The following is a 19,174-nucleotide window of genomic DNA, read 5'->3' as shown; positions in this document are numbered from 1 at the left end:
AAAGTGACCAAACCTCTCGAAGGCATCAAGATCATCGACTTCACCCACGTTCAGGCCGGTCCTGCGTGCACCCAGTTGCTCGCCTGGTTCGGCGCCGACGTGATCAAGGTCGAACGGCCGGGTTCCGGCGACGTGACGCGCAATCAGCTACGCGACATTCCCGACGCCGACGCGCTCTACTTCACCATGCTCAACAGCAACAAGAAGTCGCTGACGTTGGACACGAAGAAGCCCGAAGGCAAGGAAATCCTCGAAAAGCTGGTTCGCGAATCCGATGTGCTGGTCGAGAATTTCGGACCTGGCGCGTTGGACCGGATGGGTTTTTCATGGGAACGCCTGAACGAACTCAACCCGAAGATGATCGTCGCTTCCGTCAAGGGTTTCAGCGACGGCCACCACTATGACGACCTGAAGGTCTACGAGAACGTCGCGCAATGCGCAGGCGGCGCGGCGTCCACTACCGGCTTCTGGGACGGTCCGCCGACCATCAGCGCAGCGGCGCTCGGCGACAGCAATACCGGCATGCATCTGGCGATCGGCATTCTGACTGCACTGATTGGACGCGACAAAACCGGCAAGGGCCAGAAGGTCGCCGTATCGATGCAGGACAGCGTGTTGAACCTGTGCCGCGTGAAACTGCGTGACCAGCAGCGGCTGGAGCGCGTGGGCTATCTCGAGGAGTATCCGCAGTATCCGCACGGCGAATTCAGCGACGTGGTGCCGCGCGGCGGCAACGCGGGCGGCGGCGGCCAGCCGGGCTGGGTGCTCAAGTGCAAGGGCTGGGAAACGGATCCGAATGCCTACATCTACTTCACGATCCAGGGCCATGCGTGGGAGCCGATCTGCAAGGCGCTCGGCAAACCCGAATGGATCGACGACCCGGCCTACAAGACCGCCGAGGCACGTCAACCGCATATCTTCGAGATTTTCGGCACCATCGAGGCGTGGCTCGCCGACAAGACCAAATTCGAAGCGGTCGACATCCTGCGCAAGTTCGATATCCCGTGTGCGCCAGTGCTGACGATGAAGGAACTGGCCAACGATCCGTCATTGCGCGCAAGCGGTACCATCGTCGAAGTGCCGCACAAGAAACGCGGCGCCTATCTGACGGTTGGCAGTCCGATCAAGTTCTCGGACATGAAGCCGGAGGTCACCGCGTCGCCGCTGCTCGGTGAACATACGGACGAGGTGCTGGCAAGTCTCGGCTACAGCCAGCAGGATATTTTCAATCTGCGCGAAATCAAAGCGGTTTGAGCGTGCCACCCCGCGTGCCCGTGTGTATGCTCGGGCGTGCGGATACAGCGTCCTTCGTGGGCGCCGTATCCCATCCAGCGATCTGCGTTTTACATTCGGGGGAGGATCATGCAAACAGGCATCGACTTCGAGCAACTCGTCAACGTGATCGGCGACGCGGTCATCATTTCAGATGCCGGCGGCAGCATCACATTCTGGAACCCCGCGGCAGAACGCATGTTCGGCTTTACGCAAAGCGAGGCGCTCGGAAATTCGCTGGATCTGATCATTCCGGAACGTCTACGCGGCCGCCATTGGGACGGTTATCACAAGACCATGGCAACGGGCGAAACCCGTTACGGCAACGACGTGCTGCGCGTGCCTGCCATCCATAAGGACGGTCGGTCGCTCTCGATTGCCTTTACGGTTGCATTGCTGCATTCGCCGCAAAACGAACTCACCGGCATTGTTGCGGTGATCCGCGACGAAACTAGCCGCTTCCAGGAGGACCGCCTGCTGCGTAAGCGTCTCGCGGAACTGGAAACGTCCGTGCGCGCGTAGGCGCGCATCGCGGCAACTCATCACGGCAGTTAATCCCACGCGGGCCCGACCGCTTGCCCATCAGACCCGGCAGATATTGCGCGGCCTGTCTGAGCAGCACGACATCGGGCGTAGCGGGCGCGTGGCATCCGGCCACTTCGGCGTCAGACGCTGGATCGGTCTGAACTCCCTTGTCAGTGCGATTCTGTCGGACGCTGCCGATCCGGTACGCGATTTTATATCATAATGAGATATAATTACGTCGGCCTATTCGTTCGTCTCGTAGGAATTTGGCTTTAAGGCGTGCTGCCGTCCTACGTGATACCCACCCACGTCCCTACTCGTCGCCCCTTGTCCCGTTACGCTCTTGTTCGCTGGTTTTCCAGCTTTGCCCCTCACCCTGTTGCCGTCCGGTGGCCGGAGCGCTTCAGATCGTGTCTCGGCGCATTGCTTGGCATCGCGTTCACCGGCGGCAGCATGCACGTCCTTCTCGGGTCGGCAGCCAACATTCCGCTCCTGGTAGCACCCATGGGAGCGTCGGCCGTACTGCTATTCGCAGTGCCGGCCAGTCCGCTGGCGCAACCATGGTCCATCATCGGCGGCAATCTCGTTTCAGCGACGGTAGGGGTCGCCTGTGCAAGCTGGATCGCCGATCCAGTGGGCGCCGGCGCGCTGGCCGTCGCGCTGGCGATCTGCGCGATGTTCGCGTTGCGCTGCGTGCACCCGCCGTCGGGCGCGGTTGCCCTCACCGCGGTTCTGGGCGGCCCGGTCGTCCATGCTCTGGGCTATCGCTTCGTGCTCGAGCCGATCGCAATCCAGTCGGTCGCCCTGCTGGGCGCGGCCATCGCCTACCACGCAGCCACCGGGCATCGATACCCGCACGTCGCCCAGCGTTCGGTCAAAGGCGCGGCGGCCTCGACGGCAGCGGCGAGCGAAGGTTTCACACGCGCGGACCTGGAGTCCGTGCTGAGCAAGCGTGGAGAACTGCTCGACATCGACACCGACGATCTGGAAACCCTGTTGCGCGACGTTCAGTTGCAGGCCTATGCCCGCACGTTCAATGAGCTGAGTTGCGCCGACATCATGTCGCGTTCGCTGGTCGCGGTGTCGGCAAACACGAGGGCGTCGGCAGCATGGAGCCTGCTGAAACAACGCAACATCAAGGCACTCCCGGTTACTGACGAGAAGCAGCACGTGATCGGCATCGTGACCCGCGCCGACCTTGTGGACAAACGCGCATTCAGCAAGGCGGCCGGTCTATCGTCTCCGCTGCAACGCTGGTTCCGGCGCAGCATCACCCCGCCGCCGCTGGTCGGCGCCCTGATGAACGTCGACGTTCATACGGTCGACGCGACGACGCCGATCGTCGAACTCGTGCCCGTGTTCGCGAACTACGGGCACCACCATATCCCGGTTCTGGATGTGAATCGGCGGCTTGCCGGAATGATCACGCAGGCCGACCTTATTGCGGGTTTGTACCGGCAGGCTTACGTCCAGCGACGACACGCGGCGGCGTAGCACGATCACACACGGACAGCTGCGCCGAAACGCCGGCATAAATGTCACGTGACGACATAATCTGCGCTTTACCCATTTCCTCGCAAAGGCCGATGAAAACACTCACTCGCAACTTGACCAAGGCGGACTTCGAGCAGTTGTCGGAGTTTCGCTACCAGATGCGGCGCTTCGAGCGTTTTTCCGAGCAGGCCGCTCAGGGCGAAGGCATCACGCCGTTGCAGTACCTGCTGCTCCTGCATATCAAGGGGTATCCGGAACGCGACTGGGCGACCATCGGCGAGCTTGCGGAACGACTCCAGGCACAGCATCACGGCGTGGTCGCACTTGTGTCCCGCTGTGAGGCGCTCGATCTGGTCCGCAGAAAAATCAGTGAGACGGATCGCCGCCAGGTCGAGGTTCATTTGTTGAAAGCAGGCGAACTTGTGCTTGCCCGTCTTGCCGAGATGCACCGCGCCGAACTCAAGTCGCTCGAAGGCGCATTTAGCGTCCCCCGTATCGATTCATGAGTCAACATGAGTCTCGATAGCTGTAAGCGCGATTTCTGTTCTTCTTCCAGCAGTTCTCGTTTGCGGACCGCTCGCCGGCGGCAATACGCAGGGTATCTTCCGGATGGTGTTCATTGCTGTGATCGGCGAACGCATCGGTGAGGACAGGTACGCGCATTTCCGTGCCCTTGCCAGATTGCGCGCGACGCAGTGTCGGTTCTATTTCCCACGCGCCACCGAGACCAGCTTTTTTACACGTCGCGCCATACTCACGAACAGGCTGTCGGATTTGCTCGCAGACGCCCGTCTGTGCGGCATGCGCTGGAGATCTTCCCAGTCCTCCTGCAACGCGCGCGCGTGATCGGCGGCGTCGAATGGCCATTCGACCACCACCGCTCTCAACACCGCCGCGCGCGGACCCGTTTCGGCGCTGTCTATGTACGCATTAATCGCCAACGCCTCCTGCTCGGCCGTTCGCTGGGAGTCGGCGACAATGAAGTCGTTAAGTCCTTCGATATGAACGCACCACAACCGTTCGCTCACTTCCTGTCTCCGTATTCAAGCCACCGCTCCTAGCCGCTCCCACTTCAAATCTGCAAAGCACGGGCCTTGGGTAGCTTCACTGAACTTCACATCGTTGTGTTCACCGTTCCATTCCATCACCTGAACGTTCTCGTCCGCATCGACGGTCACATCCCACCCTATGCATCGAGCAAAGGGAATTTTCCGATGCAGATCGAGGACCATCGCCACGCAATGCGCAAATGCCGGGATCGTCACACCGGAGAAACGAACGCCGGAATCGGGATGTTCTGCAATCGCACCCCAATCGTTCATGTAACCCACGCGACCCAGCTCACCACTAACCAGATCGACCGGCACGCAGATATCGTGATCGCCCTGAACGTGTGTGTCGTCCGCTCTTCCGAGCCGGAAAAAGCAGGCTCGAATAGAGATGCCTCCGGCATCGTCTACAACTGTCGTGAAGCGCAGCGTGGCAACCGGCTTTGACGCAAAAGCATTGAACACGCGATGCTGAGTGATGAACTTCTGAATCACACCATTGCCAAGCGATTTGATCACTTCGCGGTTGAAGTTCTTTCTGTCGAAGAGGTACACGCCCTTACCCTGGCCGGACCCGTCCAGCTTGAATACGATCCTGTCGCACTGCTCGAATACCATGCTCTCGAGAGCATGCTCCGGAATCACAACACTTCTGTCCGTGAAGAACAGGCCATTAGCGAAGTAAGCGATATCCGGAAACGCGTCGCTGTCGAAGATCAACCGCGATAACGGCTTCAACGCGGACAGCTTGCCGTACGAGCCTTTCATGCTGGGCACGACCACGCTGCCGTAATAGTTATCCGGAATCCACCCTTCCTTGAACGTTCCGTTGAACGCCGTGTAGACGCGCAGCCACGGTGCGTAGACGCCACTCCCAAATACATCGCGCGCGTAGGTGTCGGCGAGCTTCAGATGCGCCGGATCGGCCTTTCCGTACGTCCTCTCCAGAAACTCCAGCACGCGCCCTGCCTGGGCGCCATGATTCCGGTGGAATCTGAATTGCCCCGCCCTCTTTAACGATCGCCTGACCACGCGTTCCACGTCGAATGAGACCATCCCTACTCCCTGTACCGTATTACTGGGACCTCGATCTAAGCTCAGTAAGCGTTAGGATGATGAAGCCCCTTGAATACAGTCGCGAAAATGATCTTTACATCAAGTCTGAATGACCAGTTCCTGAGGTAATACAAATCGTGCGCGACACGGCCCTCCATTTTTTCGATGCGATCGGTTTCGCCGCGAAAGCCGTTAATCTGCGCCCATCCGGTAATGCCCGGCTTGATGCGGTAACGATGAATGTAGCCGGACACAATGTTCTGGTAGAGGTCGTCGTGCTCCAGCGCGTGAGGACGAGGCCCCACCACCGACATATCGCCGCGCAGCACATTGAAGAACTGCGGCAATTCATCGAGGCTCGTACGCCTAAGGAATCCACCCACTTTGGTAATGCGTGGGTCGCCACGGGTCGCCTGTTCGAGCACACCACGCTTCTGTTCATGCAGACGCATGGTGCGAAACTTGAAGATGGTGAAGACACGGCCATCCGCCCCTTTACGGCATTGCTTGAAAAATACCGGTCCAGGCGAACTCAGCTTAACCGCAATCGCACAGGCAAGCAGAATGGGCGATACCGCGATCAATGCGCCCAGCGCAAAGAGCCGGTCGAACAACTCCTTCTGCACTAATGCGTTGGGCGGCAACGGCGACGCGGCGAGATTGATGGTCGGCACGCCCAGCAGATCCGTGACACTGCCTTCAAACAACGCTAACGTGCGCACATCGGGCATGAACCGTATATTGATCAGATCGTTGCGAAACTCATTGACCAGCTTGAGGATCGTGCGTTCCTCGGTCAATGGCAACGCCAGCCAGACTTCGCCGATCTGCCGTTCCCGAACGTATCGGGCAAAGCTTGCATGCTCTTTAAAGACCCGCACCGCCGTCGTGGCCGCCGCGGTGGTGTCAGCGCGCACGTTGTACAGCGCGTTGGGCCGAAACCCCGCAGCCGGATTCATCTCCATCTTGCGGATGATCTCGTCGCAATGATCGCCGCACGCCGCCACGGCCACCTGCTGCAAGTTCAGACCCGCATTGCGCGCCCGGCCAAGCAGCATGTGCGTCATCATGCGGCCGGCAATCATCAGGCCGCCGGATATGCCGGTCCAGTAGGCAAACCAGAGACGCGAGACAAAGTCGATTCGATGCAACGAGAACATCAGTGCCATTGCGCAGGCCTGCACGACCAGCCAGCCGAGCGCGACTTGCCCCACCAGCGCTCTTTTGGAGCGTCCCCGCCACGACTCGTACACACCGAGCGCCGGAAACACAGCCAATGAAAAAGCGGCGGCGAAAGCCACGAACGCAAAATAGAAACCTCGTTGAGACGCATCGTCGAAGCGGATCCTGGAGGCAACCAGTGCGCCGGTCAGAATCATCGCCACGTCGAATAGTCTTGCCAGTAAACCGGTAATCAATCGCATCACAGCCCCTTAGTACACGTACCCCGTTACCAGAGCTGATTCAACCGCACCGCCCGTACTTGTCGTCGAATCTGACGATGTCGTCTTCGCCGAGATATGTTCCGGACTGAACCTCGATGATCTGAAGCGGAACGCAGCCGGGATTTTCCAGACGATGGCGTATGCCGAGTGGAATGTAGGTCGACTCGTTTTCGCCGAGAAGGAACTGCTCCTCGCCGCGCGTGACAAGCGCGGTGCCGCTCACGACCACCCAGTGCTCCGCGCGGTGGTGATGCATCTGCAACGACAGGCGCGCACCGGGCATGACGACAATGCGCTTCACCTGGAAACGGTCGCCATGATCGATCGAATCGTAGAAACCCCACGGCCGGCGCACCTTTCTGTGCGCGTCGGCTTCCGGAGACTTCTCGCGCTTGATGCGCGACACCAGCCCCTTGATGTCCTGCACATGCGACCGGTCCGCGACCAGCACCGCATCGTCGGTATCGACCACGATCATGTTGTTCGTGCCGACACACGCAACGAGTCGCCCTCCCTGCGAACGCGCATAAGTGGCGGTTGCGCCTTCGAACAGCACGCGCCCGTTGGACGCGTTGCCGCACTCGTCCTTTTCCATCGCCTGCCAGACCGCATCCCACGAGCCGAGATCCGACCAGCCCGCGTCGAGCGGCACCACGATCGCGCTGAAGGGCGAATCGGGTTTGGCGACGTGCTCCATCACCGCGTAATCGATCGAATCGGATGGCGAACGCAGGAACCCGGTAGCATCGGGAATGATGCATTCGTCCGTTTTCTTGGCGCCCTGGTACGCCTCGACACACGCCGCGTGGATCTCCGGCTGGAACCGCTCGATGACAGCCAGCCAGACAGACGAACGAACCACGAACATGCCGCTATTCCACCAGTAATTGCCAGATTCAATGTACTGCGCGGCAAGTTCCGCGGCCGGCTTCTCAACAAAACGTTCGATGCGATGCGCGCCATCCGGCAATACCTCGCCAAGGCGGATATAACCGAATCCCGTATCGGCCCGATCGGGCGGGATGCCCAGTGTAGCGATCTCGCCCTTCAGCGCATGACGTGCTGCAATGTCGATCGACTGGTGGAGCGCATCCAGATTGGCAATGGCATGGTCCGCGGGCATGGCGACCAGGATGGCATCCTGCCCATCGGCACACGCCGCCAGTGCGGCAAGCGTAAGGGCCGGCGCCGTATCCCGGCGAGCCGGCTCGACGATAATGCGCGCGTTCACGCCAATTTCCCGGGCCTGTTCGTAAGTCGCGAAGTAGTGCTCCGCCCCGCACACGACGAGCGGATCCGCAGCGATCTCCCAGCTCGTACTGAAACCCGCCATTCGCCCCATCGTGGCCTGTAGCAAAGTCTGGTTACCGATCACGTCGATCAACTGCTTCGGAAACTGCTCGCGCGACACCGGCCACAGGCGAGTACCCGATCCACCCGCGAGAATCACTTGCACGAGCGGTGGATAGTCCACCACAACCTGATCGATCGCTTCGCTGTCCAACTCGCCGGCAACTACCGTAATCTTGCTCATTTAAAGCTCCTTTACATTGAAACCAGCCGGCGGACGAAATCCTCACGTCCGCGCACAACGCGTTGCACCTTCAATCGCGCCGTTGGTTTCTTGTGTGATCAATGACAGGACGACTGTGTCAGACGGACAAAACCAATGGTTCAGTTACCGGCGGTAAAGATGCCCGCGCTGACCGTAAATCTGGCCCGACCGGAAAGCGTGGATAGACTTGCGGTTCGATCGCAACTGCATGTCGTTTCAAGCATCACGACACGCCCCGACTCCTACCGGCAAGCTAGCGCCACAGAGCAGTACTTGATGAACTTCATCATAGTCAGACTACGCTGCACCACAGCATTTCTGGCGCGAACCGTTGAGGTTTTGGCCCAGGTCGTTGGACCTGTTTTTGCCAGCACGCTAACGAGTAGCTGATTTGCGTGTCTGATGAGACAAGCAGGTTGGAAATCAACTTATCGCCGTGATACCTTTGACGCGAACGAGTTGATGTTCTGGTACGCCATCCGCTATACGCCATCCATTTATCTGGAGCCGCAATGGCTTACATATCGTTACTCGCACTATTCCTGACAGTCACCAATCTGGTCCCCGTGAGTGCGGTCGGGTTGGTGCCACTCGCTTTTTGTCCATGGCGTTTTTTTGGACGCAGCTACCCCGCGTTCATGACGCCGCTTACCGCTTTCACGCTTCTGGTCATCGTCTCTACACTGCTCTACGATCCGCGTTCATTTCTGGAATTTGATTTCTATCGGCGCGACGGTAATTTCTTCATTTCGTATGCACCCATTTTTGCCGGTTGCCTGTACACGCACCGCTGGGATCTGAATAAAGTTCTTCGCACATTCTTCGTGTTCGCCGTGGTGATCAATCTGCCGCCCTACGCTTACTACATCGTTCACAACGGCTTACTCAGCATCCTTGCAAATCCCGACAACAGCTTTGGCAGCTACTTCATTGCGCGAAATGCGGCAGGAGGCTTCTTCGCCATGCTGTTGTGCCTCGGCATCGCATGCTATCTGCACAGGCGCAGCAAGCTGCTGCTGGCCCTGCTAGCCGCCAATGCACTGATGCTGTTCTCCACCTATAGCCGAGGTTCGTTGCTGGGTGTTCTTGTCGTTCTTCCCTACCTCTATTTCGGCCGCAAGCGCTGGATGCTGGCAACGCTGATCGCCGGCCTTATCGCGGGCTCCATTGGGATGGCGATCTACCATACGGACCCGCGGGTCGACTATATGGGCTACACCTTCACGATCGAGAATCAGGATGCCAAAGTCGCCAATCTGGATATCCGCTATGAATGGCTATGGCCGCGGGCGCTGACGTACTTCGAGCAGAGTCCGCTCGTAGGGTTGGGTTTTGGTTCGTTCGACGACCATATCGGCAACGTGACGAATTATTTTCATCTGGTGGGTATCGCGTCAGACAAGATCATCGAGCATAGCGACTCGCACGCTCACAACTCCTACCTGAACATTCTTGCGGAGCTCGGCGTAGTGGGACTTGCCCTGATGCTGGGCTTCTACTGGAGACTGATTGAGTGGTGCAAACACGGCGCGGCCGCCGCTGCACTATTTGGCGGCGGACAAAACTTCGCCGCCTTCAGGTTCGTTGAGATTTCATCCGTTTGCCTGCTTGTCATGGCTGCGACCGAACATCGTCTGGTCTCGCCATCGAATGTGCTGATCCTTGCGCTAGTCATTTCCCTGTTGCTGGCCGCGCGATCAGTCAACAATGCCGCGATCGATCATCTTCAGCAGAGGTCAAGAGAGCACGCGCTGCTCTGATTGCTGGCGGGCGTCGGCGAACTCCGTCCTAGATCAGATTCGCCGGCGCACACATCCGTACTCACGACACCACATCAGCATGCTGGCGCTGATTGACAGGCAGTTGCTGGCTCGCCACCGGATACGGCAGGAAGTGTTCGAGTCCTCCGTATGGGAGCCGTGAGTCGATAAAGCTGGTTAGCGCCGTCTTGAAGTTCTCCGACGAAAAACGCTCTGCGTTTCTACGGCACGCCCGCGGATCGAACAGGCCGGCGTTCCGCTCAAACCGGCCTACCGCGGCCAGCAATGACTCTGGCGTCTGTTCCCCGAAGAACACGCCCGTAGGCCGTTCAAGTGGCAGGCCGATAACGGATTCGAGCGCACCGCCTCTGCCGAATGCGATCACCGGCGTTCCGCATGCCTGCGCCTCCACAACCGAAATACCGAAGTCTTCTTCTGCAGCAAACACGAACGCACGCGCGCGCCTTAAATGATCGACCAGCGTATCGAACGGTTGATGACCCAGGATCGTGACGTTCTCGCCGGCCGCTGCCCTGATCTTCTTCATCTCGGGACCGTCGCCAATCACGACAAGACGGCGCTCAGGTGTCTGTGAAAAGGCCCGCACGATCAGATCGATGCGCTTATACGGCACCATGCGCGAGGCCGTCACGTAGAAATCGTCCTTCTGCGTGCATATCGTCATGTTCGCCAGATCGACCGGCGGGTAAATGACGGTGGCTTCACGCTGGTAAGTTTTCTTGATCCGCCGGGCGATGAAATGCGAATTCGCCAACAGATGATCCACGCCATTGGCCGAGCGCGAATCCCATCCACGGATGTAGTGAAGCAGCACGCGCGCCATGATGGATTTGATACCAGTGTTCAGATGAGACTCGTTGAGGTACTGGTGTTGCAGGTCCCACGCGTAACGAATCGGCGAATGTACGTAACTGACGTGAATCTGGTTCGGTCCGGTCAGCACCCCTTTCGCCACCGCGTGCGAGCTGGAAATGACGAGATCGTAGCCAGACAGGTCGATCTGTTCGATCGCGATCGGCATCAACGGCAGGTACGCACGATAGCGTTTGCGCGCCAAAGGCATCCTCTGGATGAAGGAGGTTGTGACGGATTTCCCCTTCACGCAGTCGCGGTCCTCCAGAAAATCGACAACCGAAAAGATATCCGCTTTCGGGAAGCACTCGATGATGTTCTTCAGCACCTTTTCCGCGCCGCCCGAAACCACCAACCAATCGTGAACAATAGCGACTTTCACTTCAACCTCCCGTGAGAATGCGACTGACCTCTGTGCTTTTTCCACCACCGGCTTTACTCGTCCTTCGCTGCACGCGTCTGCGGTCGAAAACCGCATGCAACCCGAACCATGCCCAACGCCCGCTCGCCTCCCGGTACGAGCCCAACCAGCTCGAGGCGAATCACCACCACCATCAACATGACCGATAGCATCGCCTCGCCGATCACGCGGGCAAGCGCGATACCCGTGGCACCGTATCGGGGCGCAAGAATGAGCGCCGCAACCAGATTGATCAAACCCGACGCAATGCCAACGCCTGCAAGCAGACGATCCTTCCTGCGCGGCACGAACACATAGCCCGCCACGAACTCGTTAAACGCGGCGAATGGGAACATCCACGCAAAGATCTGCAGAACGTGTGCGCTGGGTTCAAAGGAGGCGCCAAGAATCAAAGGCAGCACAAAGGGCGACAAAGCTAGCGCGCCGCAGAAGATCAGCAGTCCGTATCCCATCAGCAAGGTCGCGCCGCGCCGGGTCGTTTCGTGCGCGCCTTGCATGTCACCCTGTGCGAGCTGCCGCGTGATGGTGGGAATGAACACCTGCGCGGCCGGCCCCATCAGCGCGAGCGCGATCGTCGCGAAGCGTTCAGCCGCGCCGAAATAGCCAACCTGGTCGGGCGTGGACAACAGCGTCAACAGGTAAGTGGACGACGCCGTGAATACGACCGACCCGGACGAGTAAAGAAACAGCATCGTCGAGTTGCGCACGAGGGGAACGATGCCTGCCAGCCTGATACGCGGCCAACCCAGCTGGTAGATCGTCAAACCATAGGAGACGATCGTGGACACCACACCGGCAATCAGAAGGCTTGCCAGCACCCATACCGCATCATCGGGTCCTCTTACGAGGCTCAAGACCAGTACAAGGCTCAGGAGAAAGCCGAACACTTCGATAATGATCGGCGTTCGAAACTGATGACGCCCCTGAAACAGCCAACCGAGATTCATCCCCGACACGATTCCGAGCAGCGTAGCCAATACGCCGATCAGAGGACGCTCGGACAGGATCGGTGAACACATCGTCGCAATCAGGCCGATGGTCCCTCCCACCACACCATGCACAATGCGCGCGCTCACATGCAACGAGAAGATGTCGTTGCATTCTTCATTCGATTGCGCTTTCGACACGTCACGCATGCCGACCGGGCTAAAACCGTAATTGACGAGCATCCATATCACGTTCATCAACGACATCGACGCCAGTACCCGGCCGTAGCCGGCCACGCCCAGCATCCTTCCGTAGAACGGCACAACGATGATGAGGTACACGTACCTCATCAGATAGCCGCCGTAGACAAACCCGATAATCCGAACGCTTTTTCGTCTATCCATGCCGTTCTCCGTGCTGGCGCTTCCGGACTTCAACGCCCCACCGCGCGACGGCGGGCAAGCGGGTTGGCGATATACCGCACCACGAAGTCAGAAAGCGGCGAGTAAGGGATGAGACACAAGCTTGACAGAACAAGCGTGCCGAGTTTCTTCTTGAGACTCCAGAATGGATTCGCGACGATGGTGTGCAAATAGTGACCCGAATCGCGCAACATCCAACGCCACCGCGTTGGCAGCGTCGCCCGGTAAACGCTTGAGCAGAACCGGGTCTTTTCGAGTGCGAAGTCGTAAAATGTGGGTGCAAGCTCCACCTGGAGTCGGGCCCTTGCGATATCACGCAATATTGCCCATCTCAGGTTGACGGCTTCCGGCGCTTTGTTGAGCTGCTCCGAGTTGGCGAACGACACCGTCTCGCCGCCCGCGTTGTGCACGCGATATCCCCCCAAAGACTTTCGCACCGCGGCGACACGACCCACCAGCGCCACACCGTAAATCGCGTAGAAGTCCGCACCGTAGCGATTGATGCCCGCCTCCGGAACCGGAAAAATGCGTCTGAGCGCGCTCACGCTGTATGCATTGCCGGATGCGGGCGGCGACGGATATAGCCAGCCGCCCAGCAGCAACTTCCCGCAATCGGCGGGCGGATCGACGTGCGGCACATAGGCGCCAGTCGAGGCGCCCGTGCCGTCCATGACGTCCAGACGAAACTGCACCTTGACCCAATCGCCGGTCGCAAAGATCCGCATCACTTCAGAAACCGCGCCTGGATACAGCACGTCGTCGGAGTCGAGGAAAATCACATAGTCCGTTTCGAGCACCTGAATCGCGTGGTTGTAAGCGGACACCTGGCCGCCGTTTTCCTTGAGTATCGAAGAGATCCGCGTCCCGAACGTCTCGATGATCGCGCGCGACCCGTCGGTCGAACCATCGTCGATCACCAGCACGCGCGTCGCCGGATAGTCCTGCCCGAGAGCCGACTCGATCGCCGTGGCGAGATAGTTCTCGTAGTTGTAGTTGCAGATCACGACAGTGACATGGTTCATGATTTGTCGACGCTACCCAAAGGTTCGATCAGCCGAAATTCGACGACCGTGAAACGATCGATGCATGCTGCAAGTATTCGGATTCGCACGAGTTGAACATCGCCTGTATTGATCCGGTTCAGTTAAGCGACCCCACGAACAACGACATAGGCAAGATGCCTGGGCGGTTTGTTGTCAGCCCCGTTGACTCGATCGGGCACCTTGAAGCGGATCTTCAGGGCCTGCTCGTCCCACGCCAGCGCAACATTGTCCTGAGCACTCGCCGTGCCGCTCAGCGCGTCGATGAACTCCACCCGTGCATTGCGTGAAGCAAGCGGTTTGAGTCCTGCCACCGCGACGCTTTGCCAGCCCGGTGCCGCACTGACCTGCATCACGACATCATGGCCGGAGAGCAATGCACTTCCAGAGGCCCCCGGATCGAATTGCAACGGCCTGGTAAAGCTTGCCAGCGATCCGTTCGCTGTCTGATTCAGGACTACGAGGCTTCGCCCGGATACGTTGTATGTCCGTCTAGGCGGCCCGCGATGCGTCAGACGGAACGGCTCGTAACCGTCCCAGTGATAAATCATCGACAGATACTTGTTCGGGTCGTCCCAGTTTCTATCGAGTGCCCAAACGGCGAAGTCGAAGAAATAGCGCGGTAAATAGTGCGGGTCCTTCATGTACTCGTCACCGATCTCCGTTTGCCAGATGCCGCGCGCGGGACCGTTCCTGACGTATTGCTGATACAGCGAATCCAGATCGGCAACAGGGAGATAATGCGTATCGATGTAATCGACCCAATCCAGCATCCGCTCCTTCAACACCGGGCTCCTGTACTCGAGCCATGTTCTGAAGTTGTCGAGACCGCCCTGGTCCGGCCAGCCGCCGTAAACCACGTACGCGTGATACTTGCGGATGATGCGGGCCGCCGGGATATGGATGCGCTCGACGTAATCCTGCATGGCCCGCGCGTAAGGCTTCGAACTCTTTACGTTGCCGTCGGCATCCGGGCCATGCCAGAAAGTCGCCTGGGCCAGTCCGCCCGACAATCTGCCCGCGGCCTCATTCCAGACCTGAAAATAGCGCAGGTTATAAGGTGGCGCGGAATAAGTGCGAACTACGGCTTCGACATACCGTTCCCACACGTCCACATCCACCGGCGCCGAGTTGCCGTCGCCCGGCACGGTCGCGTTCCATCCCGGCGTATAGCCGAGCAGCAGGAGCGAGCCGATCCCGTTGCGGTCGTTGGCGATCAACGCCGGCGGGAGTTCGGCGTCGAACGCCGAACTGGTCTTGTCGATGCGCATGACGTCTTCCGGCCCATCCGCCTGCCCCGGACCTACCGAGCCTCGCCCCCAACTGATGCCCATTGCGCGCCACATCTGCACGTCGCTGGGCGCACCTGCCCAGCCATTGGAACCGATCAACTCCGACATTCTCCGGCCACGCAGACCTTGCGATCGCGACCCGGGCGAGAACGGCGGCGCGGTCTTGCCACGCGCGAGCGGCGTTCCCGTTGCGGCGAGCGCGGCGAGTATGCGCAACGCCCGTCGTCTGCCGGCGATGCTGGTGACCCGGGTGATTCGTCTGGCTACAACCATGGGCTAGCTCGCCGATGCGCTGGGCGCCAGTTCCGGCAACGGTGCGCCGGCGTGACCGTAGAGAATCTGCAGCACCTGTCGCGCCGAGTGTTCCCAGCGGAACTCGCGTGCATGAGCCATGCCTCTGTTCCGGTAGTGCTGCCGCAAATCCGCATCGTCCATCATCTGGGAGATCTTCGCCGCGATATCGTCCGCCGATGTCGCATCGCAGTACATGGCGGCATCGCCGCATGCTTCCGGAATCGAGGTCCGCGAAGAAGCAATCACCGGGCAGCCGCAGTACATCGCTTCGAGCGGCGGCAGTCCGAATCCTTCATATAGGGAGGGAAAAACGAGGCAGGCGGCATTCTCATACAACGACTTCAACTCGCCATCCGACACGAAGCCCGCCCACACAATCTGGCTGGAATCGGTCCGCAGCGCCCTTTCCTCGCTACTGAAGATACGCCTGTTGCGGCCGCCAACAATGACGAACTTCACGTCATTCAGATGCCCGAGCTTATCGATCGCTTCCAGAACACGTTGCAGATTCTTTCGTGGATCGAGGCTGCCCACGATCACGCAGTACGCGTCTTTCGCAAGTTCCAGACGCGCCATGACCGCAGGATCCGATACGATCCGATCCAGATGATCCGCGCCAGGCGTGATAACCGTGACACGCGATTCATCGACCTTCAGGTGATGGCAGATCCGCATCTTCGAATAGGCAGAGACCGTCAGAAGCACGGGCCCCATGTGCCGCAGCATGCCGAAACAAACGCGATACCAGAGCCGGAACTTACGGGAAAAGCCTTGTGGCACGTCGTAGATCGCCATGTCGTGAACCATGACGATTTGCCCGCGCTTGAGAAGCGGATTGGTATTGCACAGATTGAGAAGCGTCCTGCCCCGCGCCGCGACAGGCAGCGTGATCTGCTCCCAAAGCGTGCCGCGCAGCCATGGAAAGCAGCGTTTCCGCTTGAGCTGCGTGCCCGGCTCGACAGCGTTCCGAGGCACAAAAACTTCCAGTTCGTTTCCAGGCGTTGCGCTCATCTGCATGGCCCGCGTGAGTTCGTACGCCACACGCTGAACACCGGTGACTGCCTGCGAAGTGAACTTTCCGTTAATTGCAAAGGCCATCGGCTTCTCCGTTTGACGGTGCCACAAACCATCTGACCGCAGGCTTCCCGCGGCCGGTACCTCATCAATGCGTTGCTTCGAGATCGCCGAAATCGCTGCCATAGTTCGTCACGTAGTCGTAATTCCGTGTGCTTCGCAGAAGCGGAATGCCATTGAAAACGGCACCGGCGATACGCCCTTCGGCGCGCGCCATCTTCTTGACCGTGTCCGCAATTTCCTGCTCGCTTTGCATTCCCGAGCGCAATACCAGCAGCGCCGAGCCTGCTTCACTCGCGATGATGGAAGCATCGGTGACGGCAAGAAACGGTGGCGTATCGATAATCACCATGTCGTACTGACTGGCGAGTCGCGACAGCAGCTCCTTGAACTGGGGTTTCATCAGCAACGCGGCGGGGTTCTCCGGCCGCGCGCCGCAGGACAGAAACGTCAAACCGTCGATACCGGTTGCCCGCAGCGCGTTACGCAAACCGAGCTGCCCCGAAAGCACTTCTGAAAGACCGCCACGGTTGGTTCCGTCGAACAGCGAGGCGAGATGACCTCGGCGCATATCGGCGTCTATCAGGAGAACGCGCGAGCCGACCTCCGCGTGCAGGATTGCCAGGTTCGCCGCAACGAAGCTCTTTCCCGCGGAAGGCGTCGGCCCGATAACCATCAAAAGGTTGTTGCGCGCGTGCGCAAGGTCGCGCGCCACCGACGTACGCACAGCGCGAAGCGCTTCGACCGACATGTCGTTCGGAAACCGTGCGGCAAGCACTCTGGCGTTGTCATCGCTCCGGGATGCGGCACCCCCCATGCCGGCTGCGCCGCCGACAAACTGCATGTCCGCGGCACTTCGCGCAAGCGGCTGACTGGACCTTCCGCTCGCAGCAGGCAGTGCCTTGCGGTCCATCCCGCGACGGTCGAGCAGCAGTTGCTGCTGACTGAACAGAATCTCGCCGAAGACAGGCACACTCATGCGGCTTTCAACGTACCTCGGATCGGTTACGCCGGTCATCACGTGACGGCGCATGAAGACCAGCACGACGCCGGACAGGAGTCCGAGTATCACGCCGCCTGCCAGCACGATTTCCGGCTGCGGCTTGACCGGACGGTGAGGTCTGATTGCGGGGTCGACAATATGCGCTCCACCTGTCGTGCTCGCGCGCCGAACCTGCAATTGCTCGGCTTTCTGCACCATCCCGAGGTAGATTGTTTCCGCTACCTTCTGCGCGCGAATCAGATCGACACTCTGACGCTCGGACGACGGCATGCCATTGAAATGACTGTCGAATTGCGCCTTCGCATCCTGCAACTGCGCAATCTGTCGGTCGGCCGTCTGCACCCAGCGGCTATCCGGGGTGTAGCGATCCAGGAGTTGCGTACGCTGTATTTGCAGGCTGGCAATCTGCTTGTCGATGTCGAGGCCGCCCTGGAGATACGCTTGCGCTTCGCTCGTCGGCTGCATGGACTGCGACGCCCCGCGGAAATGCTTCAGCGCGTCTTCGGCCTTTCTGAGGTCCGCCAGCAATCTGGGCAACTCCCCATTAATGAACTTCAGCGTGCTCGTGTCGTTGGCTTGCCGGGCGGCGATCGCATAAGCGAGGTACTGGTCTGCCAATGCATTAGCGACTTCAGTGGCCTTATCCCGGCTCTTGTCCGTGTACTCGATCTGAATGAGGCCGGAGTCCTTCACCTTGTCGCCGACCTTTACCAGAGTTCCAAACCGTTTGATTGCGTCGATCTCGTTCCAGCGAATAACTTCAAACTTCGTGCCTGGCCGCGCATCCAGTTGCTTCACGAGCATGGACACGCCGTTGCTCTTGACCGGCACGCCCACTACCCCTTTCAGAAGAGGCTGGTCCGACGGACCACGCAACTCGTACGCACCGTTTCCGAGAGCAACCAGCGTGAGTTTCTCTTCTTCCAGATCCTGCGGTACGTCCAGCGCGCCGATCTCGACGCGCTCGCCGCCCCACGCGAACGACTTCAAGCCGAACCAGGGTGCCGCCGGTTCTCCCGGCGTGGCGAATTTTTCGGCGATATCCCCCAGCAAAGGAATCTTGTGCGGTGTCACCGACACGTCGAAGCGGAATTTCTGAATGACCGGGTCGAGCACGGCGCGGCTGCGTATCACGGCCATTTCGGTCACCGGCGCGGGCGCGGGCGGCGGAAGACTCTCCTGGTTCTGCAAGGCGAGCCCGAGCGCATTAGGTTCCGGCGGATCGACACGCAACAGAACATCCGCTGAGTAAATCGGCGTTGCGATGAGCAGATAAGCCACGGCCAGACCCAGCACGACGACAGCCGTGCCCACGATCTCCCAGATGTGATCGCGCATCAGCGTGAGCATCGCGCCTGCGCTGAGCTGACCACGCTCCGTGCTCGGAGCGGGAGAGAACGAATTTGCAGGGTAGTAATCCACCGGTTTGATCCTTCCATGTTCGATGGGCAGAGTAATGATCCGATACCGCTCTGCTGCACCACCAGTTCGTGATCTGGAACCGCCGCCGAACGTGAATGAGACACGGTCGGCAACACCTCGAAGTTACGTGCTGGGTCAGGTTGGGTGGAAGAGCCGAAGCCCTCATGTATTCGTACTACTACGCGTATTGTCAAACCGTTCACGAGCCGCTTTTACTGCATATTGCGAACAGGCATGAACAAGTGGAAAC

15 protein-coding genes are annotated in these 19,174 nt (G+C 59.3%); 5 read left to right on the top strand and 10 right to left on the bottom strand.

Features of this window, described 5'->3' with window-relative positions; all coding sequences use genetic code 11:
- The first annotated feature begins 3 nt into the window (after nucleotides 1-3).
- The 4 genes from frc (at nucleotide 4) to HWX91_RS37800 (ending at nucleotide 3,797) form a co-directional block, all read left to right on the top strand.
- Entirely contained in the window at nucleotides 4-1,254 is a 1,251-nt protein-coding gene (gene frc, locus HWX91_RS37815) for a formyl-CoA transferase (RefSeq protein WP_028195267.1), read from the top strand.
- Between the two features lie 108 nt (nucleotides 1,255-1,362).
- On the top strand, nucleotides 1,363-1,794 hold the full coding sequence (locus tag HWX91_RS37810) for a PAS domain-containing protein (protein ID WP_028195268.1): 432 nt from the start codon (nucleotides 1,363-1,365) through the stop codon (nucleotides 1,792-1,794).
- 330 nt (nucleotides 1,795-2,124) lie between these two features.
- Nucleotides 2,125-3,291 carry an HPP family protein gene (locus tag HWX91_RS37805; RefSeq protein WP_028195269.1) on the top strand — a complete coding sequence of 389 codons (1,167 nt, stop codon included), beginning with the start codon at nucleotides 2,125-2,127 and terminating at the stop codon, nucleotides 3,289-3,291.
- A gap of 92 nt (nucleotides 3,292-3,383) precedes the next feature.
- On the top strand, nucleotides 3,384-3,797 hold the full coding sequence (locus tag HWX91_RS37800; RefSeq protein ID WP_028195270.1) for a MarR family winged helix-turn-helix transcriptional regulator: 414 nt from the start codon (nucleotides 3,384-3,386) through the stop codon (nucleotides 3,795-3,797).
- A gap of 198 nt (nucleotides 3,798-3,995) precedes the next feature.
- Here the strand turns inward: HWX91_RS37800 and HWX91_RS37795 are convergent, their stop codons facing one another.
- From HWX91_RS37795 to HWX91_RS37780, 4 genes are read right to left on the bottom strand one after another with little or no spacing between them, the layout of a single operon-like run.
- Entirely contained in the window at nucleotides 3,996-4,319 is a 324-nt protein-coding gene (locus HWX91_RS37795; RefSeq protein ID WP_028195271.1) for a hypothetical protein, read from the bottom strand.
- A 15-nt stretch (nucleotides 4,320-4,334) separates the two neighbouring features.
- The gene (locus HWX91_RS37790; protein WP_042274280.1) at nucleotides 4,335-5,396 is read right to left on the bottom strand and encodes a sugar-transfer associated ATP-grasp domain-containing protein; all 1,062 of its coding nucleotides are present in this window, start codon (nucleotides 5,394-5,396) and stop codon (nucleotides 4,335-4,337) included.
- A 41-nt stretch (nucleotides 5,397-5,437) separates the two neighbouring features.
- Nucleotides 5,438-6,820 (bottom strand): undecaprenyl-phosphate glucose phosphotransferase, encoded by a 1,383-nt coding sequence (locus tag HWX91_RS37785; RefSeq protein ID WP_028195273.1) that lies wholly within the window; start codon nucleotides 6,818-6,820, stop codon nucleotides 5,438-5,440.
- 40 nt (nucleotides 6,821-6,860) lie between these two features.
- A complete protein-coding gene (locus HWX91_RS37780) occupies nucleotides 6,861-8,375 on the bottom strand; it encodes a mannose-1-phosphate guanylyltransferase/mannose-6-phosphate isomerase (protein WP_028195274.1) in 1,515 nt (504 codons plus the stop codon).
- A 533-nt stretch (nucleotides 8,376-8,908) separates the two neighbouring features.
- Here HWX91_RS37780 and HWX91_RS37775 point away from each other — a divergent pair.
- The gene (locus HWX91_RS37775) at nucleotides 8,909-10,156 is read left to right on the top strand and encodes an O-antigen ligase family protein (RefSeq protein WP_028195275.1); all 1,248 of its coding nucleotides are present in this window, start codon (nucleotides 8,909-8,911) and stop codon (nucleotides 10,154-10,156) included.
- Nucleotides 10,157-10,217: 61 nt separating this feature from the next.
- On the opposite strand, the gene HWX91_RS37770 is transcribed toward HWX91_RS37775, so the two are convergent.
- From HWX91_RS37770 to HWX91_RS37745, 6 genes are all read right to left on the bottom strand, one after another.
- Entirely contained in the window at nucleotides 10,218-11,411 is a 1,194-nt protein-coding gene (locus HWX91_RS37770; protein WP_028195276.1) for a glycosyltransferase family 4 protein, read from the bottom strand.
- Between the two features lie 53 nt (nucleotides 11,412-11,464).
- Nucleotides 11,465-12,781 (bottom strand): lipopolysaccharide biosynthesis protein, encoded by a 1,317-nt coding sequence (locus HWX91_RS37765; RefSeq protein ID WP_028195277.1) that lies wholly within the window; start codon nucleotides 12,779-12,781, stop codon nucleotides 11,465-11,467.
- A 29-nt stretch (nucleotides 12,782-12,810) separates the two neighbouring features.
- Nucleotides 12,811-13,821, bottom strand: a complete 1,011-nt coding sequence (locus HWX91_RS37760) for a glycosyltransferase family 2 protein (RefSeq protein ID WP_028195278.1) — start codon at nucleotides 13,819-13,821, stop codon at nucleotides 12,811-12,813.
- Between the two features lie 122 nt (nucleotides 13,822-13,943).
- Nucleotides 13,944-15,404, bottom strand: coding sequence for a hypothetical protein (locus HWX91_RS37755; protein WP_042274284.1), 1,461 nt, complete (start codon nucleotides 15,402-15,404; stop codon nucleotides 13,944-13,946).
- A 3-nt stretch (nucleotides 15,405-15,407) separates the two neighbouring features.
- Nucleotides 15,408-16,523, bottom strand: a complete 1,116-nt coding sequence (locus HWX91_RS37750; protein ID WP_028195280.1) for a glycosyltransferase family 4 protein — start codon at nucleotides 16,521-16,523, stop codon at nucleotides 15,408-15,410.
- Between the two features lie 64 nt (nucleotides 16,524-16,587).
- Entirely contained in the window at nucleotides 16,588-18,924 is a 2,337-nt protein-coding gene (locus HWX91_RS37745; protein WP_028195281.1) for a polysaccharide biosynthesis tyrosine autokinase, read from the bottom strand.
- Nucleotides 18,925-19,174 lie beyond the last annotated feature (250 nt).

This window comes from Paraburkholderia fungorum (assembly GCF_902833645.1).
Taxonomy (GTDB): Bacteria; Pseudomonadota; Gammaproteobacteria; order Burkholderiales; family Burkholderiaceae; genus Paraburkholderia; species Paraburkholderia fungorum.
The sequence above is the reverse complement of the archived record's forward strand: the minus strand, read 5'-3'. Positions and strand labels throughout refer to the sequence as shown.

Coding starts and splice junctions, on each gene's coding strand:
- HWX91_RS37810 (WP_028195268.1), top strand. CDS start 1,363: ATGCAAACAGGCATCGACTTCGAGCAACTCGTCAACGTGATCGGCGAC.
- HWX91_RS37800 (WP_028195270.1), top strand. CDS start 3,384: ATGAAAACACTCACTCGCAACTTGACCAAGGCGGACTTCGAGCAGTTG.
- HWX91_RS37790 (WP_042274280.1), bottom strand. CDS start 5,396: ATGGTCTCATTCGACGTGGAACGCGTGGTCAGGCGATCGTTAAAGAGG.
- HWX91_RS37785 (WP_028195273.1), bottom strand. CDS start 6,820: ATGCGATTGATTACCGGTTTACTGGCAAGACTATTCGACGTGGCGATG.
- HWX91_RS37780 (WP_028195274.1), bottom strand. CDS start 8,375: ATGAGCAAGATTACGGTAGTTGCCGGCGAGTTGGACAGCGAAGCGATC.
- HWX91_RS37775 (WP_028195275.1), top strand. CDS start 8,909: ATGGCTTACATATCGTTACTCGCACTATTCCTGACAGTCACCAATCTG.
- HWX91_RS37765 (WP_028195277.1), bottom strand. CDS start 12,781: ATGGATAGACGAAAAAGCGTTCGGATTATCGGGTTTGTCTACGGCGGC.
- HWX91_RS37760 (WP_028195278.1), bottom strand. CDS start 13,821: ATGAACCATGTCACTGTCGTGATCTGCAACTACAACTACGAGAACTAT.
- HWX91_RS37755 (WP_042274284.1), bottom strand. CDS start 15,404: ATGGTTGTAGCCAGACGAATCACCCGGGTCACCAGCATCGCCGGCAGA.
- HWX91_RS37750 (WP_028195280.1), bottom strand. CDS start 16,523: ATGGCCTTTGCAATTAACGGAAAGTTCACTTCGCAGGCAGTCACCGGT.